Here is a 13,549-nt window from a genome sequence, read left to right on the forward strand (position 1 = left end):
CGTAGTCCGGGCACAAGGTCCGGATCCCTGCGCTTCCGCACCCAGACGCTTCACCCGGCCGGCGTAGTCCGCCTGGGCGGTCACAGGCGCCAGGCACGCTCACGAGGACGCGACCACGCCGCGGTGCGTCAATGCCGGCAGGACGGCCAGACGCGGAGCAGCTCGGTCCGCAGCACGGGTGTGCCGTCGACCGGTGCCGGGTCCTCCGTGGTCGGCTCGACTCCTCGGGCGGCGACTTTGTCGAGTGTCGTCAGGCCTTCGGGGCCGACCGTGCCGAACACCGTGTAGTTCGGTCGCAGCGCGGAGTCGCCGTAAACGACGAAGAACTGTGAACCGTTCGTGTCTGGACCGGCGTTGGCCATCGCCAGCAGGCCGCGCCCGTAGAGGCGGCGCGCGCCGGTCGGGTCGGTCGGTGCCGGCGGCAGGTCCACCGGCAGCTCGTCCTTGTACTTGTACCCGGGCCCGCCCTCACCGGTACCGGTCGGGTCGCCGCACTGCAGGACCTTCAGCGTCGGATACGCCGTCAGACGGTGGCACACCGTTCGGTCGTAGAACCCATGCCGTGCCAGGTGCAGGAAACTCTGGACCGTGCACGGCGCCTTGGCCTGGTCCAAACGCAACGGGAGCGGTCCCTGGCTGGTCGGAACAGCCATGTCAACCGTGCCACGGCTGGGGGTGCGTCGTGGGTCAGGCGGCAGCGGAACAGGACGCGCGGGCGGCTCGTCCGGGGTCTGTGTGTACTGGCAAGGGCCGTGCGTCGTGCGCGGCGGAGCACCGTCGGAAGCGGTGGCGACACTCCCCCCGGACACGACTAACGCCACGGCCGCAAATGTGCTGATCAGTGCCCGTTTCATCTCGCACGCCCTCCCGATGATCGCCGAGTTCTGAAGCGGTCGCATTCTAGAGCGTGGGTTTGGTCTGCGGCGATAGTTACTGAGGATTACCTCGACGACCCAGCGCTGCTCCTGGTCGTGGGCGATCGTCGCGGGGCCGGAGGCGGTGACCTTCAGGTCCGCCTTGCGGACCTCGGCCGGTATCCAGGCGTGGCCGTGATGGCCGTCGTAGCCGTTGCCGTAGTTGTCGCCGCAGTTCGTGTCGTAGCCCTTGCCGTAGCCCTTGCCGTTGTTGCCGTGGCCGTTGTTCTTCACCCAGGCGTCGCCGTAGTTGCCGCTGTACTCCGCGGCGGCGGGTCCGGGGACCGCCACCGAGGCGCCCGTGACGGCGACGGCGCCGAGCAGGGCGGCGGCGTGGCGGGATGTGCGGTTTCCACGGGAGAACATGAAGCAGACGGCCTTTCGGTCGCAGAAGGAATAGGGTGCCGCGCTCGGCGACATCGATAGGCCTGCCCCCCCTGAGCGCGCTCGCTGTTCCGTATGCCGATAGACCCGGATCAGCCTGCCCTTCGCCCCGCTCCACCCAGGACCCGCCTCGTCCGAAAGAACCAGTCAGGACTTGCCATGCCCCCTCGGCAAGGCAACTCGTCCACGCGAAAGCCAAGATCGGCCCGGCATTGAACCCGCATCGCCCTGCTGCAGACCGGTCTGCTGGTCATGGCACTGGGCTCCCGCCCCGGCCTCGCTGGACACCGGCCGGGCGGGCCTGGGTGGCAACGGCGGCTCAGAGTTGCCGGACACCACGGGCAACGGCCACGACCGTGGTGACGGCTACGCCGCCTTCATCTGGACGTCCTGAGTCCCGCCACGGGGAAAGCCCGCGCCCCTGACGGGCGCTTGCCGCGCAGCAAGAGCACCTGGCTCCAGTCGGCCTCCAGGGTCGGCTGGGGCCTGCGGTATGTCAGGCATCGACTCCTGCGCGTGCAACGGGAAGACCACCCGAGTGGGAAGCCCGTTCGAGTCGCACGTTCCATGATCGGTTGAGATGCGGCTTCTGGGTACCGGCAGACGCTTCACGCCAGACCACCGGCGCATTCGGCGGGGCGGTCCCTCGACTTCTGCCATCCCCACGAGGACTACTCCTCGATGTTCAGGCGGGCGATGTCCGCGGCGTACGCGGCGGTGCGGACCGTCGAGGTACCCGACACGAACAGGCCGACGCCTCCGATAGCGAAGGGAAGAGAGAGCAGCAGGCCGGCGGTGATCGGGCCCCAGTCGCGCGCGCCGTCGCAGCTGTCTCCCTCGTCCACGCGGTAGGACTCGCGGAGATATCCGGTCTCGTGGAAGGCGCGGGACTTGCACTCGATAGCACCGCGGTGGCCGTCGACGCTGAAGGGGAACACGAGCAAGTACCCCAGCCACAGCCAGATGAGTACGGCCACGGCCATCAGGCCCCGTCCCCAGCCCTGTTCACGCAGGCCCCGCACCCGGAACTCCCTGTCGTACACCTGCGCCAATGAGTTCATAGGGGTGACATTCATACGGGTGAATCTAACCCAACCGACCCTTGACCTCGCCCTCTCGGCTTCGGGATGACCCACCAGGCGCTGGACCGAGGACTCCCGGCCACCTGGCTCCCGCTGACGTCCGCGGATCACGCTCGCGGAGGACGGCCCGGCGGGGTCTGGAACCTGGTGGTCACGGTGCTGCTGGAATGAGGCGGTCGTCCCACGCGAACACACCGGTGCCCCTGGCCCAGCTGAGTCCGTGGACGCCGACCGGCCCCAGCATGCTCGGGACATCCGCCGCGGTCTGCCGGGGCTTGTGGAAGCGGGTCACGTACCAGATGCCCCGGATCGGGTTACGGCAGTACTGGCCCGCCGCAACGTGGCACTTCGGGCAGGGAACCGCGGCGCAGGCATCCCAGGCCCGCCGGAGAGCAGGTTCGACATCGGCCGGGTCATGCCCGGTCGTCTTGGACGTGAGCGCGAAGTACTCCATCGCCTGATCATGCAGTGGGATCAGTCTCCCGTCAGCCGAACGTGCCACCTTGTCGACGTCCCCCAACGCGCGCCCGGTCAGCTCTTGTCGGTGACCGGACTCGAGTGCCCTACTCCGTCCCGGAAGACGGCGCCGGCACCGCGGGTGTGCCGGGGGCCGGGTTGAGGCGGAGCCACGCCGTCAGGGCGGCCTGGAGCTCGGCGACCTCCTGATGGGCGAGGGCCTCGCCGCCGGCCCCGACCTGGAGGCGTACGTCGTCGGCGGTGACTCTCCAGCCGACCGCCCGGTGCGTCGGCGAGGTGACGGCGGAGCCGCGGGCGAGCACGCGAAGCGCTCCGTCGACCCGGGACGGAGGAGGTGGTGTCCGGTCTGCGCGGACGAGATGCTTGGGGCGCGCCGGCAGGCCGATGGCCGTGTAGAAGTCGCGGAACGCGTCGTCGAGGTGCCGCGGAGCGGACGGCGCGAGGCCGATTGGGAGGGAAACGCCGGCCCAGTCACCGGCACCAGGTCTATGACGCGGCCTGGCGCAGATCCCGCAACGACGGCGTGGCCAGACCAGCGACCCCGGCCACGCAGCCGAGGACAGAGCACAACGCGATCGCGCTCCTGGCATCGGCCGCGCTCGCGAGCCACCCCAGCACGTTGTTCGCCACCACCAGCGCCGAGCTCTGCACGAGCGACAGCAACGACTGGACCCGCGACAGATGCGTATCCGGAGCCCCGGCCAGGACCAGCGGCCCCAGGTGACACGCGAACATGCCCGATCCCGCACCGACCGCCACGGCGGCGACAACGGCCCAGGCAGGAGCCGGAGCCGCCGCGAGTGCGGCGAATCCCAGCGCGGCGAGTCCCAGACCAAGGCACGCGCCCACGCCGATCCGACGTATCGGCCCCCGACGGGCAGTCAGCAACGCGGCCAAGAGAATCCCGGCACCCTGCCCGGCGGCAACCAGACCTGCCGATCCCGGCCCCCAACCGTTCGAACGGGCCAACAGCGGGCCGAGCAAAGCGACTACCGGAAGCAGCCCCGCTGCAGCCGCAGCCGTCAGCAGCAACGCGGGCCGCAGGACCGGATCCCTTGCCACGACCTTCACCCCGTCGGCGATCCCCGCGAGCAGGCTCTGCGCGCGGGGGAAGGGTTGCGCCTCGGTCGCCGGGCGCACCCACACCATGACCGCCAGGACTGCGGCGAAGGTGCCTGCGTCGACCAGCGCTGTCCCGCTCAGGCCCGCGACCGCCACCAGCACCGCCCCCAGCGGCGCCCCGAGCAGGGAAGACACCTGGCCGCCTGCCTGCCGCAGGGCCATCGCTCGGGGCAGTTGCTCCTTGCTCACCAGGCGACGCGGCATCGATCCCGTCGCGGGGAGATAGAACGCATCGACGGTCCCGACCACAGCGGCGAACCCGATCAGCATCCACGGCGGCGTCCCCCAGACCCGTCTTGCCACGGCCAGGGCCAGTACGGCTGCGAGCATCACCACATCTCCGGTGATCATCACACGGCGGGCCCCAAAGCGGTCACCCACCGCCCCACCCAATAGCAGGAGTACGGTCCGCGGCAGCGTGATCGCGGTCAGCACGAATGCAGCCATCTGACCACCGTGGGCACTGGCTGCCCAGCTTAGAGCGAAGTAGAGGGCAGCGTCACCGGTCAGTGAAGCCCGGGTCCCCGCGAGCCACAGCAGATACGACCGGGGAAGAGCTGACCGGGATGGGGATGAGACAACGGAATCCGTGGTGCCAAGTGATGCCATGGGCGCTGACCATAGGTCCCTCAAGTTGGTCGAGGGCTAGTGACGCTCCATCAGGACCTTCTGATCGATGCTCGCTTCGCCGCGGTCTCACGAATTTCCTGGGCCCATGGCGAAGGGCTATGGCGATCCAACGTCACGGACATATAGTCTGCGAATCGTCGCAGTTCAGAGCAGATATCAGAGCTCCTGCGGTCGGTAAATTCGGCGACAAGCCACTCGTCGAGAAATTCCTGGATCTCCAGCATCGACCACAACGGCTCGTCCTCCACGTCCCGACCGCGGTGCTCGGCGGTGCGGCCGAGGTAACCGGGCAGGAACTGGCAGAACAGCGTGGCCACTGATTCGAGTGTGCGTTCGATATAAGGCCTCTCCGCCCGGGGAGCGTGGGCGGCAGGGCTGGAAAGTGATCTCCAGGGTGCGGCAAGCGGAGCGGAAGCTGAGGGTGCCGGACAAAACCAATGAAGTAACCGCGTTCACCGCCCTGTTGGACCCGTTCGACCTGAGCGGCACCGTGGTCACCGTCGACGCTCTCCACACGCAGCGCGAACCCGCGAAATGGCTGGTCGAGGCCAAGAACGCGCACTACCTCCTGGCGGTCAACGGCAATCAGCCCAGACTCCACGCCGCGGTCAGGTCCCTCCCCTGGAAGGAGGTGACCGCCCGTCGCTACGACCGCGAGGCCGGTCACGACCGACGCGAGACCCGCTCGATACGCACGCTTACCGTCACCGGTCTCGGCCTGGACTTCCCCCACGTCGTCCAGGCGGTGAAGATCCTGCGGCACCGCATCAATCTGAAGACCGGCAAGGTCACCCGGCAGACCATCCACGCCATCACCGACATAACCGCAGGCGAGGCATCACCACAGCGCATCGGCCGTATCGCCAGAGCCCAGTGGGGCATAGAGGCCGTCCACCACGTCAGGGACACAACGTTCGCGCAGGACGCTTCAAAGATCCGCACCGGACACGGACCGGAGAACATGGCCACCCTCCGAAACCTCGCGATCAACACCCTCCGCGACGTCGGCCACCACAACATCGCCGCCGGACTCCGAGAGGTCTCCTACACCCCCTTCGTTCGCCCACTCGACCTGCTCGAACTGCCCCTGACCTGCAACGGGACTCGACCAACCAGACTATGAATTAGCCCTGGCTACAAGCCCCTGAGAGAATCCCTGACATGCCAAGCCACACCGCGGAAGAGCTCCTCACCAACGTTCACGGTCTGACCCCTGAACGCGCGCAACAGCTCGGCGATCAGATCGACGAATGCAGACAGCTACTGGACACGAACGTCGACATGGACACCGTCCAGCAGCATCTGAAAGACAAAGGCGTCAGCATCATCCACGCCATCCTGATCACCACCAGACTGCTCGACGACGACAACCCGAGCAGACTGCGCACAGCACGCGAAATCGTGGAGTGCAGCCCAGCCCGAACACACAGCACTGCCTGACTACACAAACGCTCCCAAACCCCACCAGGACCAGGCCGCCGGGTAGCTGCGCGGCGGCGGTGATGAGGTCCGGGAAGCGGTCTTGGATCAAGGATCAGCGCCGGGTCTGGAGCAGCACCGCCCCGCCTGGTGCGGGTGGGGTGAAGACCAGGGCCCGGTGTCCGTCGAACTTCTACTCAAAGGCCCCAGGCCTCGGCCGTCCCGGGGGCCGGCAAGGCCTCGGCGGCCTGGGCGAGCATCGGCGCGAGAGGAGGGGTCGAAACCACTCGGGATGGCCTCCTCGCCGCTCGCACCTGCCGCCAGCATGACCGGCCAACGGCCACGGAGCCTGCGGGCGCCTCCACCAGGCCCGCCCTGTCGCTCAGACGGCCTCCGGAGAGCATTCGTCGCGACCTGGCATTGACCCGTTCTGCTCGAAGCCACAGTTCCGCAGCCCGGGTGCTCGGCCTGAACCGCCGCACTCTCAGCAAGTACGCCCGAGCCAACACCTGGCAGGAGGTGGTGCGGCGCCCGCCCCCGACCGCGTCCGGCCGCATGCCGGGCACCAATCGGAGCCAACGGTCCCGGCACGACTGCGGCGCCGGGGCGCGGGCGTCGAAGGGGATTGGCAACCCGCAGCGGGAAACGGCAACGGAAATCGGCAACGGCCCCCGGCGGGCCACCGTGAAGGTGGACCGCCGGTAGGGGAAATGGGGCGGACGGGAAGCCCGGATCCCGGGGCGGTGATCAGCCGTGGTCGCGGGCCCGGCGGGCACGGATCATCAGGGCCGTACCGAGCCCGGCGAAGATCGCGACGAGCCCGGCGCCGACGGCCGCGGTGGTGGTGGTGTCGTCGGCGGCGATCTCGGCGCCCGCGGCCACGGAGCCCTTGGGCACGACGGAGGTCTGGCCGGCGGTCTGCGGCTTCGCGGCGGCGGGCGTGGCGGAGGGCTGGGGCGTGGGCTTCGCGGAGGGCTCGTGGGAGACCGGGGTCTCCGGCCGGGGCTTCTCGGTGGGCTTCTGCGGGGTGTAGTCGTACGTGCAGCCCGCGGGCAGCTTCGGAAAGGCCGCGTGGCCGACCGGCTCGCCGTTCTGCAGGTGCCACTCCAGTACCGGCTCGGTGGAACTCGGGTTCAGAATGCGGACCTCGCCGTCGCTGGGCAGCAGCGCAGGCTCGAAACGGTTGAGCATCCGCCACGGCTGCTCGGAGAGGGGCCCGAGGAGTTCGGCCTGCGGGCCCTTCGGGGACATCGTCAGCCGGGCCTCGAGGCCCCGGCCCATGACCGTGCGGACGGGGGCAGACACGCAGGGGTCCGGCTTGTCGTCCTTGACCGGGTAGCTGGGGGTGCAGCCCTTGGGAAGGAGGGGGAAGGCCGCCGTGCCGATGGGCGTCCCACCGCCCTGGGTCCTCCACTCGAACACCGGTCGCGACCCGCTCGGGTTCACGATGCGGGCGATGATGCCCTCCGAGTCGGGCAGCGCGGGGTCGTGCGGTCCAGAACCTTCCAGGCCTCGCTGGATCCGGACGTGCGCAGGACGACCTTGGGGCCGTCCACGGACATCGACAGCTCGGCGGAGACACCCGCGCCGATGCTCTGCTCCTTGTTCGCGGAGACGCAGGTAGCCGGGGCCGCGGCGTAAGCGGCGCCCGCGGCGGGCGCGAGGAGCGCTCCGGCGAGGGCGATGGTGACGAGGGAAGCGCGGGCGGTACGCATGACGACTCCTGAGAGCGGTTTCGGAAAGGGAAGAGTGAGCCGCATGCCGCGTCGTCTCTGTCGGGCTTTCGTCCGGGTGAGGTTCTGGCGGGCTGCTGAGAAAGAACCTACGGATCTTGTTCGTGCGGACGATGTGCTTCCTGTCATGGCCCCGTAACAGGGACTGGAGCAGTCGATTCCAAGCGGATGGTCCGAAATAGGAAGGGGAAACAGTGCGCTGCGCCCATCCCCGCACAGGGGCGCCCGGCCTCGACGCTGTCCGCCTGGAAGCCAACTCGGCCTCCCGCCGTCCACCGCCTGAACCGACACCCCCCCGCCCGCGCTCCACATGGGCTTGCCCAGCTCTGCCTGACCACGACGGTTGCCGCAACCGCCACCGGCTCGATCGATACTGACTTCAGCTCGTCGGGGTGAATCTTTGTGAAGTCCCTGACGGGTGCGGGCGAGTGGCTGTATCCGTGGTGTGTGAGGTATGCGGATGGGGGCGGGCTGACTCCGACGGGGCGCCGGCGTCGGGAGTCGGTACGGATGCAGGCGGCTGAACTGTTTGAACAGCAGATCAGGCCGTCGGAGGTTGCAGGGCGGGTGCGGGTGAGCGTGAAGTCGGCTTACCAGTGGCACCAGTTGTGGCGGGACGGTGGTGTTCAGGCCCTGGCCTTCCGCGGCCCGAGCGGATCGCGGTGCCGTCTGTCCCCGCGGTGTCTGCAGAAGCTGGCCGTGTATCTGGAGCAGGGTCCGGCCGCTCATGGCTGGGTGGAGGACCAGGTGTGGACCGCCTCGAGGGTGGCCACGCTGATCGGCCAGAAGTTCCACATTGCTTACAGCGTCTCCGGGGCCACCCGGTTGATGCACCGGCTCGGTTTCTCCCCGCAGGTGCCTGCCCGGCGGGTCGCCGAACGCGACGAGCAGGCCGTCGCCGTGTGGAAGGAGGCGACCTGGGCGGAGGGGTAAAAGGGCGAGGGCGGCGTGCGGGCACCGCCGAAGACGTGCCCGGCCTCCTGCAGGCAGCCGGGCCCGACCCGGAGGGTCCCACGTGGAACGAACTATGGTCCCGCCTGTGCCACCAAGGAACGGTCTACCCTGCGAGCTACGCCCCCCTGCCCGCGCTCGCCGAGAAGGCGCGCCAGTTGACGGCTGCAGACCGAGCCACGCCCTTGCTCTTGGCCGCTTCCATCGTCGCCAACACCAACCGGCCCTACGAGACGCTTGATCCACAAGATGCCTACGCTGCCGAGATCGCTGAGCTGATCGAACTGGTGGAGCAGGCACTGCACCATCCGTCGCTGACCGACAGCCCAGGTCGCTACGTGGAACTGCTGGAAGCCCTGCTGGCTTTCGAAGGAGTCCAGGTGTGGGGGGAAGAACTGCACGGTCTCAACGGTGAGCAGTTCGAGGTTCCCTGCCCTGAGTGTGAGGCCGAGAACTTCGTGGTGTTCGGCGAGTACGACTACTTCTCAACCACCGACGACTTCTACATGAACGCGACCGCTGGGCACCGTAGGGAGTTGCAGCCCGCAGACCCCTCCTCTATGGAAGGAATGGCCGGGCGGCTCCACGCGCGAGCTCTCGCCGATGGCCAGCACGACGTCGCGAGCAAGCTGACCTACGTCTTCGGCAGTGCGTACTGCGCGGAGTGCGACGCCCCCTTCCGCGTCGATCACGCCATCGTGGCCCGCTGGAGCAGCTGACCTGCGACGCGCCACTGACGAAACCCTGCGCCTCACTGACATCGACTCTGCGCCCGACACGTGTCAGTAGGTGCTGGCGGCTCGAGGAGCATCCGGAAGCTGTAGAGGACGTTGTCGTGGAAGCGGTCGACGATGCCGCCGCGGCTGACCACTTCGCTGGCGACGAGGTCTTCGAGGGCTTTCCGCTGGGCGGCGTCGTTCGTTTCGATCCCCCCGTCGCCCCAGACACGGAGAAGGGCCTCGGCTTCGGCGGGCTGGATGTCGACGGAGACACTCACCGTCGCCCTGCGGCGCCGCGACGCGAAGGAGTCCGTCACCGCCATCGCCACCCAGCTCGGGTCGGCCGTTCCACCCTGTACCGCACCCTTGCTGCGTACTACGAAGCCGCTCGATCAGGTCTTCCGGCTCCCAGTCCTGCCGTATCCACCCCACCCCTTACCGTCACTCGTTCAGCTCAACGAGGCGGCCGGCGCAGGGAAACGAGGGCTATGACAGTTGCTCAGCGCGCTAGGCACCATCTGGCGGTAGCTGTACGAGAACAGGGCCTGCGGGCAGGTCCGGGAGTCCGCTACCCGACCAGGCCACAGGTTCTGACCTCGGGGATGCCCAGGCAGTAGGCGAGCGTGGTTCCGTCGGTGTGCTCTCTCAGGAGGTCGAAATACTCTGCGGGAATGACGAAAGTGGCGACCCGCGAGGGCGGCATGATCACAGTGCCGAGCCTCCCCACCAGTTCCGGTCGGCTGCTGTTCTCGACCTTATAGAGCCCGATGGGGACGCTCTCTCCGGCGAGGTAGCCGTAGACCAGCAGGTTGTGTGTGATCTCCCACCCCTCTGGCAGAACCATGCCTGGTGCGTCGAGACCGGCGTTGTCGCCCGTCTCGGGCGTGGGCCTGGGCCTGGGCCCGGCGTCCGCACCCCCAACCACGGTGTCGAGTTGCGCGGACAGCAGCGGGTCCTCCGTTACCGAAGGGCTCGCGGCCACCCTCGCCGGTGTGACCTTCTCGGCGGGCAAAGGCACGGGGGTGTGTCCCGCCTGGCAGCCAAGGGTCAGAAGGCAGAACCCAGTCAGCCACAAGCACAGTCGCCGGTTCACTCGCCAATACCTCTCATCTTCGGGCAGCGTTCGGGGGCGTTCCTCAGCTCTTTCGCGTGCTGCTCTTCGTACTCGGTGCGGATCTTCTCCTCGTACTGGGTGCGGGCGTCGTCGGGGTTCGACCCGTGCGTATTTTTCGCGGCGCCGAATTGCTCCAGGGCCTCTTCGTGGGCCGTGCTTGCGGTTTGGTCGTCGCAGAGCTCCAGGCTCCAAAGCGCCAGCCAACCGTGCCAGCGCGCCCGTTGGAACGGGTCCTGTCCGTGCTTGATGGCATCCCGGATGTGTTTGATGGCATCGGACGTCTTCCCCGATCTGTGCGCAAGACTGGCGGCGATCGACTCAGCGAACGCACGAAGCTCGTCCGCACCAGTGACGTCGTGGGCGTCACTGAGCTTCTTCACGGCCTCCATCACAGTGCCGTCGTCCGTCACCAGATGTGCGGAGATGCGGCAGTACTCAACCTGAGCGCGGTTCACCACGGCTTTCAGTTGGCCGAGGTCGGTCAGATCTTTGTCGTCGGCCAGTGCCTTCAGGCGTTGTGAGACCTGTTTGAGATCCTCGGCCTGCACCGTACCCGGCTGACACAACTTCGTGGGATCGACCGCCCTGCGGTACGCGTTCGCCTCCAGGCTGAGGGTGGCGCGGGCGCGCGCCTTCGCCCGTGTGCCCGGGCGGCTGGTCAGAGTGTCCGACGTGTCCTCGATAATGCGGCTGTAGTCCTTGCGGGCCGCCTCCAGAAGCTTGGTCCGGGAGGGCTCCAAGTCCGCGACCGCTTGTTGGTCAGCCGCTGCGCCGCGGAACAGGAGAGCCAGGTCGGACGGCACGAAGCTGTTCCGGTCCTGCCGCTTCGGATCGAGCAGGCCGTCCAGGATCTGTCTGGCCTTGGCCGGGTTGCCGGCACGCCAGGCGTCCATTGCGTCCAGGAACTCTGCCAGAGCACCGACCTGCTGTGTCAGATCCGTGCGTACCTTCTCCCGCACTGTCGGCGATGTCGTCCATCCGGATTTCAGGGTAATCCGCTTGCCGAGGTACCAGCCTGCGAGCTCCGGCAAGTTGGTGACCTGGTCAGATTTGAGGTAGACGGCGGGCAACAGGTGGGTTTGGTGGCCGCTGGGCTCAGTACGGGCCAGGCCGGCCACGACGATCTCAGCGTCCGCCTTATCGGCGAAGGTCGCAGTCTTCCGCTCCAGGTTGTTGGCGTCCGAGCTGATCAGTTCCTTCAGCGGCAGTCCCGCCTCGGCCGCATAGTTTCCGACGGCGGTCGAGGCGGGAAGAAGCCCGCCCTTGGCCGCGAGGGTGAAGTTGGTGGCGAAATCGTCCAGTTCCTGTTGGTCCTGTTCGTCGTCCGCGGCGGCGAAGCCAGCCACCGCCACGTCCCGGTCCCCGGCCATTCGGGCAAGCGGAGGCGTGGGGCGGAACTCGACGAGCACTGTCACGCTGCCGAGGAAGAGGATCGCGGCTGCCACCCACACCAGCACGCGCGTCCGCCGCCGGGACTCGGCGAAGTACTCCTGGATGATCTTCTTAACCGCCACCGCGTATCCGGCCAGGCTGGCGAGAACAATGAACCACAGCAAGAACCCGCCAAGGCTGGTGCTGAGCTGTTCCTCCACGAGGAGCGCGGCAGGCACCGCGACCGCGAACACCGCAAGAAGCGGCCACAGGAGGCGGGCGCGACCGCCCTCTTCAGGGATACGGATGTTCTGCGCGGAATGCGGCATGAGGCTCCTCACCCGGTGACTCGCGCACGCCAGCCGAGCACGTCAGCCGATCAGCAAGGTATGGCCATCAGCGTCGGTCGGCGATCACCGCCACCGTGCCCCATGATCCAACTGCCAGGAAGTTGCTCACATCGAGTGACACGGTGAGGCCACGGACTTCTTCCACCGGTACGACGGACCACCTTCTAGTGGCCGACGGACAGGACCGCGGCCTTCCGGATCGGAACGCCGTCTCGATGCACGGCGAGCGGACATACGCACAGCTGCGGTGAAATCAGCCAGCTCTGCCACACGAGGTGTCGCCAAGCACTGACACATGCGTGTCGCCCAGCATCGACGTCGTCGGTGTCGGTCGGGGCGGGGCTCTTCCGTCCAGTGAGGGCGTTGGTCAGGACAGCGGTGTCGGCCACTGGTCGACACCGGCACCCGACCGGAGTACCCCAGCGCGCCGTGAACCGTACCTTGGTCGCAACGTGGGACAGATGAGCGAGACCGTTTCCCCCGAGCGTCGCCCGCGCCGCAGGCGCTTCGAACAGGCGCACCTGTGGAGCTCGACGGTGACCGGGCTGGTGGCGCTGGGGCTCTCGCTCTACAGCTTCGCGGCCCTCAGACGGTCCCCGGAGATCGACGTATCCCTTCCCCATGTGCTCCGAATCTCGCAGGAGAAAGACGTCTGGGTCATCCTCCAGCCGACCATGTCCAGCAGGCTGAACACTGAGGACGTGGAAGTGGTCACTGATGTGCGGCTGGCGCTCCGGCCCAGCGGCACAACCGGTGTATCGCCGACGCCCCGCTTCTATTGGGAGAACAACGTCAGCTGGAAGTACGACGAGCAGACCGGTGGCCTCAAGCACAATCCGGTGTCGGACCCGGCTCCCCTGGTCGTCAGTCAGAGCATGCCGCAGCAGCCGGTGATCCACTTCATCGCTGCGGAATGGAAATTCCGGCCGGGCCGGTACGAGGGCACCGTGACGTTGTCCCGGGCGAGCAGCCGGGCCCCGATCACCAAACGCTTCTGCCTCAACATCACGGAGGAGGATCTGGGCCAGTTCCGGTCTGGGGGCCAGTTCCGCCAATTCGAGTTCCGCAACGACGTGCCACCCGCCGCCAGCCGCCAGGGCGACTGCTACGCAGGCTGGGCGTAGGCCCTGGTTTCATCACCTCTGTTTGAGCATGTTCTGCGGCGGGCTTCTGGGGCTCTGGTAACCCGGGCCTTCCCCCAAGAAGGTGGGCACGCGGTTATTGATCACGCGGCGAGTGTGAGTCTAGCGGCGTGGTGTCGGCGTTCGTATTCGTCGGGGCTG

At 67.7% G+C, this 13,549-nt stretch carries 16 protein-coding genes and 1 pseudogene; 6 read left to right on the plus strand and 11 right to left on the minus strand.

What is annotated here, in order from left to right:
• Positions 1 to 128: 128 nt before the first annotated feature.
• The 6 genes from ABZY44_RS23410 to ABZY44_RS23435 form a co-directional block, all read right to left on the minus strand.
• The gene (locus ABZY44_RS23410; RefSeq protein WP_356656847.1) at positions 129 to 1,334 is read right to left on the minus strand and encodes a peptidylprolyl isomerase; all 1,206 of its coding nucleotides are present in this window, start codon (positions 1,332 to 1,334) and stop codon (positions 129 to 131) included.
• A 635-nt stretch (positions 1,335 to 1,969) separates the two neighbouring features.
• Positions 1,970 to 2,374, minus strand: a complete 405-nt coding sequence (locus tag ABZY44_RS23415) for a hypothetical protein (protein WP_356656849.1) — start codon at positions 2,372 to 2,374, stop codon at positions 1,970 to 1,972.
• 157 nt (positions 2,375 to 2,531) lie between these two features.
• Entirely contained in the window at positions 2,532 to 2,834 is a 303-nt protein-coding gene (locus tag ABZY44_RS23420; RefSeq protein WP_356656851.1) for a hypothetical protein, read from the minus strand.
• Positions 2,835 to 2,943: 109 nt separating this feature from the next.
• Positions 2,944 to 3,159, minus strand: coding sequence for a hypothetical protein (locus ABZY44_RS23425; RefSeq protein ID WP_356656853.1), 216 nt, complete (start codon positions 3,157 to 3,159; stop codon positions 2,944 to 2,946).
• A gap of 184 nt (positions 3,160 to 3,343) precedes the next feature.
• Positions 3,344 to 4,588 (minus strand): MFS transporter, encoded by a 1,245-nt coding sequence (locus tag ABZY44_RS23430; protein ID WP_356656855.1) that lies wholly within the window; start codon positions 4,586 to 4,588, stop codon positions 3,344 to 3,346.
• Between the two features lie 50 nt (positions 4,589 to 4,638).
• The gene (locus ABZY44_RS23435; RefSeq protein WP_356656857.1) at positions 4,639 to 4,926 is read right to left on the minus strand and encodes a hypothetical protein; all 288 of its coding nucleotides are present in this window, start codon (positions 4,924 to 4,926) and stop codon (positions 4,639 to 4,641) included.
• Positions 4,927 to 5,030: 104 nt separating this feature from the next.
• Between ABZY44_RS23435 and ABZY44_RS23440 the strand changes: the two genes are divergently transcribed.
• Complete coding sequence (locus ABZY44_RS23440) at positions 5,031 to 5,732, plus strand: ISAs1 family transposase (protein ID WP_356656858.1); 702 nt, start codon at positions 5,031 to 5,033, stop codon at positions 5,730 to 5,732.
• A 38-nt stretch (positions 5,733 to 5,770) separates the two neighbouring features.
• On the plus strand, positions 5,771 to 6,049 hold the full coding sequence (locus tag ABZY44_RS23445) for a hypothetical protein (protein ID WP_356656860.1): 279 nt from the start codon (positions 5,771 to 5,773) through the stop codon (positions 6,047 to 6,049).
• Positions 6,050 to 6,775: 726 nt separating this feature from the next.
• Here ABZY44_RS23445 and ABZY44_RS23450 read toward each other — a convergent pair.
• Both ABZY44_RS23450 and ABZY44_RS23455 read right to left on the minus strand, forming a co-directional pair.
• Positions 6,776 to 7,474, minus strand: coding sequence for a hypothetical protein (locus tag ABZY44_RS23450; RefSeq protein ID WP_356656862.1), 699 nt, complete (start codon positions 7,472 to 7,474; stop codon positions 6,776 to 6,778).
• On the minus strand, positions 7,471 to 7,743 hold the full coding sequence (locus ABZY44_RS23455) for a hypothetical protein (protein WP_356656864.1): 273 nt from the start codon (positions 7,741 to 7,743) through the stop codon (positions 7,471 to 7,473). The genes ABZY44_RS23450 and ABZY44_RS23455 overlap by 4 nt, the downstream gene beginning before the upstream one ends.
• A 528-nt stretch (positions 7,744 to 8,271) precedes the next feature.
• Here ABZY44_RS23455 and ABZY44_RS23460 point away from each other — a divergent pair.
• The 3 genes and pseudogenes from ABZY44_RS23460 to ABZY44_RS23470 form a co-directional block, all read left to right on the plus strand.
• A pseudogene (locus ABZY44_RS23460) lies at positions 8,272 to 8,337 on the plus strand (transposase); the annotation flags it as partial.
• A 123-nt stretch (positions 8,338 to 8,460) separates the two neighbouring features.
• Complete coding sequence (locus ABZY44_RS23465) at positions 8,461 to 8,694, plus strand: winged helix-turn-helix domain-containing protein (protein WP_356656880.1); 234 nt, start codon at positions 8,461 to 8,463, stop codon at positions 8,692 to 8,694.
• Between the two features lie 209 nt (positions 8,695 to 8,903).
• Positions 8,904 to 9,431, plus strand: coding sequence for a hypothetical protein (locus tag ABZY44_RS23470; protein WP_356656866.1), 528 nt, complete (start codon positions 8,904 to 8,906; stop codon positions 9,429 to 9,431).
• Between the two features lie 32 nt (positions 9,432 to 9,463).
• Here the strand turns inward: ABZY44_RS23470 and ABZY44_RS23475 are convergent, their stop codons facing one another.
• The 3 genes from ABZY44_RS23475 to ABZY44_RS23485 form a co-directional block, all read right to left on the minus strand.
• On the minus strand, positions 9,464 to 9,748 hold the full coding sequence (locus ABZY44_RS23475; RefSeq protein ID WP_356656868.1) for a hypothetical protein: 285 nt from the start codon (positions 9,746 to 9,748) through the stop codon (positions 9,464 to 9,466).
• A gap of 251 nt (positions 9,749 to 9,999) precedes the next feature.
• Complete coding sequence (locus ABZY44_RS23480) at positions 10,000 to 10,443, minus strand: hypothetical protein (RefSeq protein WP_356656870.1); 444 nt, start codon at positions 10,441 to 10,443, stop codon at positions 10,000 to 10,002.
• Between the two features lie 77 nt (positions 10,444 to 10,520).
• On the minus strand, positions 10,521 to 12,245 hold the full coding sequence (locus ABZY44_RS23485) for a hypothetical protein (protein WP_356656872.1): 1,725 nt from the start codon (positions 12,243 to 12,245) through the stop codon (positions 10,521 to 10,523).
• Between the two features lie 482 nt (positions 12,246 to 12,727).
• On the opposite strand from ABZY44_RS23485, the gene ABZY44_RS23490 reads away from it, so the two are divergent.
• Positions 12,728 to 13,390, plus strand: a complete 663-nt coding sequence (locus tag ABZY44_RS23490) for a hypothetical protein (RefSeq protein WP_356656874.1) — start codon at positions 12,728 to 12,730, stop codon at positions 13,388 to 13,390.
• The last annotated feature ends 159 nt before the right edge of the window (positions 13,391 to 13,549 follow it).

The organism is Streptomyces sp. NPDC006544, assembly GCF_040611715.1.
Classification (GTDB): domain Bacteria; phylum Actinomycetota; class Actinomycetes; order Streptomycetales; family Streptomycetaceae; genus Streptomyces.

What these genes read in the sequence shown, in the direction of transcription:
- ABZY44_RS23410 (WP_356656847.1), bottom strand. Translation starts at nt 1,334, where the DNA reads ATGTCGCCGAGCGCGGCACCCTATTCCTTCTGCGACCGAAAGGCCGTC.
- ABZY44_RS23415 (WP_356656849.1), bottom strand. Translation starts at nt 2,374, where the DNA reads ATGAATGTCACCCCTATGAACTCATTGGCGCAGGTGTACGACAGGGAG.
- ABZY44_RS23420 (WP_356656851.1), bottom strand. Translation starts at nt 2,834, where the DNA reads ATGGAGTACTTCGCGCTCACGTCCAAGACGACCGGGCATGACCCGGCC.
- ABZY44_RS23430 (WP_356656855.1), bottom strand. Translation starts at nt 4,588, where the DNA reads ATGGCATCACTTGGCACCACGGATTCCGTTGTCTCATCCCCATCCCGG.
- ABZY44_RS23445 (WP_356656860.1), top strand. Translation starts at nt 5,771, where the DNA reads ATGCCAAGCCACACCGCGGAAGAGCTCCTCACCAACGTTCACGGTCTG.
- ABZY44_RS23455 (WP_356656864.1), bottom strand. Translation starts at nt 7,743, where the DNA reads ATGCGTACCGCCCGCGCTTCCCTCGTCACCATCGCCCTCGCCGGAGCG.
- ABZY44_RS23485 (WP_356656872.1), bottom strand. Translation starts at nt 12,245, where the DNA reads ATGCCGCATTCCGCGCAGAACATCCGTATCCCTGAAGAGGGCGGTCGC.
- ABZY44_RS23490 (WP_356656874.1), top strand. Translation starts at nt 12,728, where the DNA reads ATGAGCGAGACCGTTTCCCCCGAGCGTCGCCCGCGCCGCAGGCGCTTC.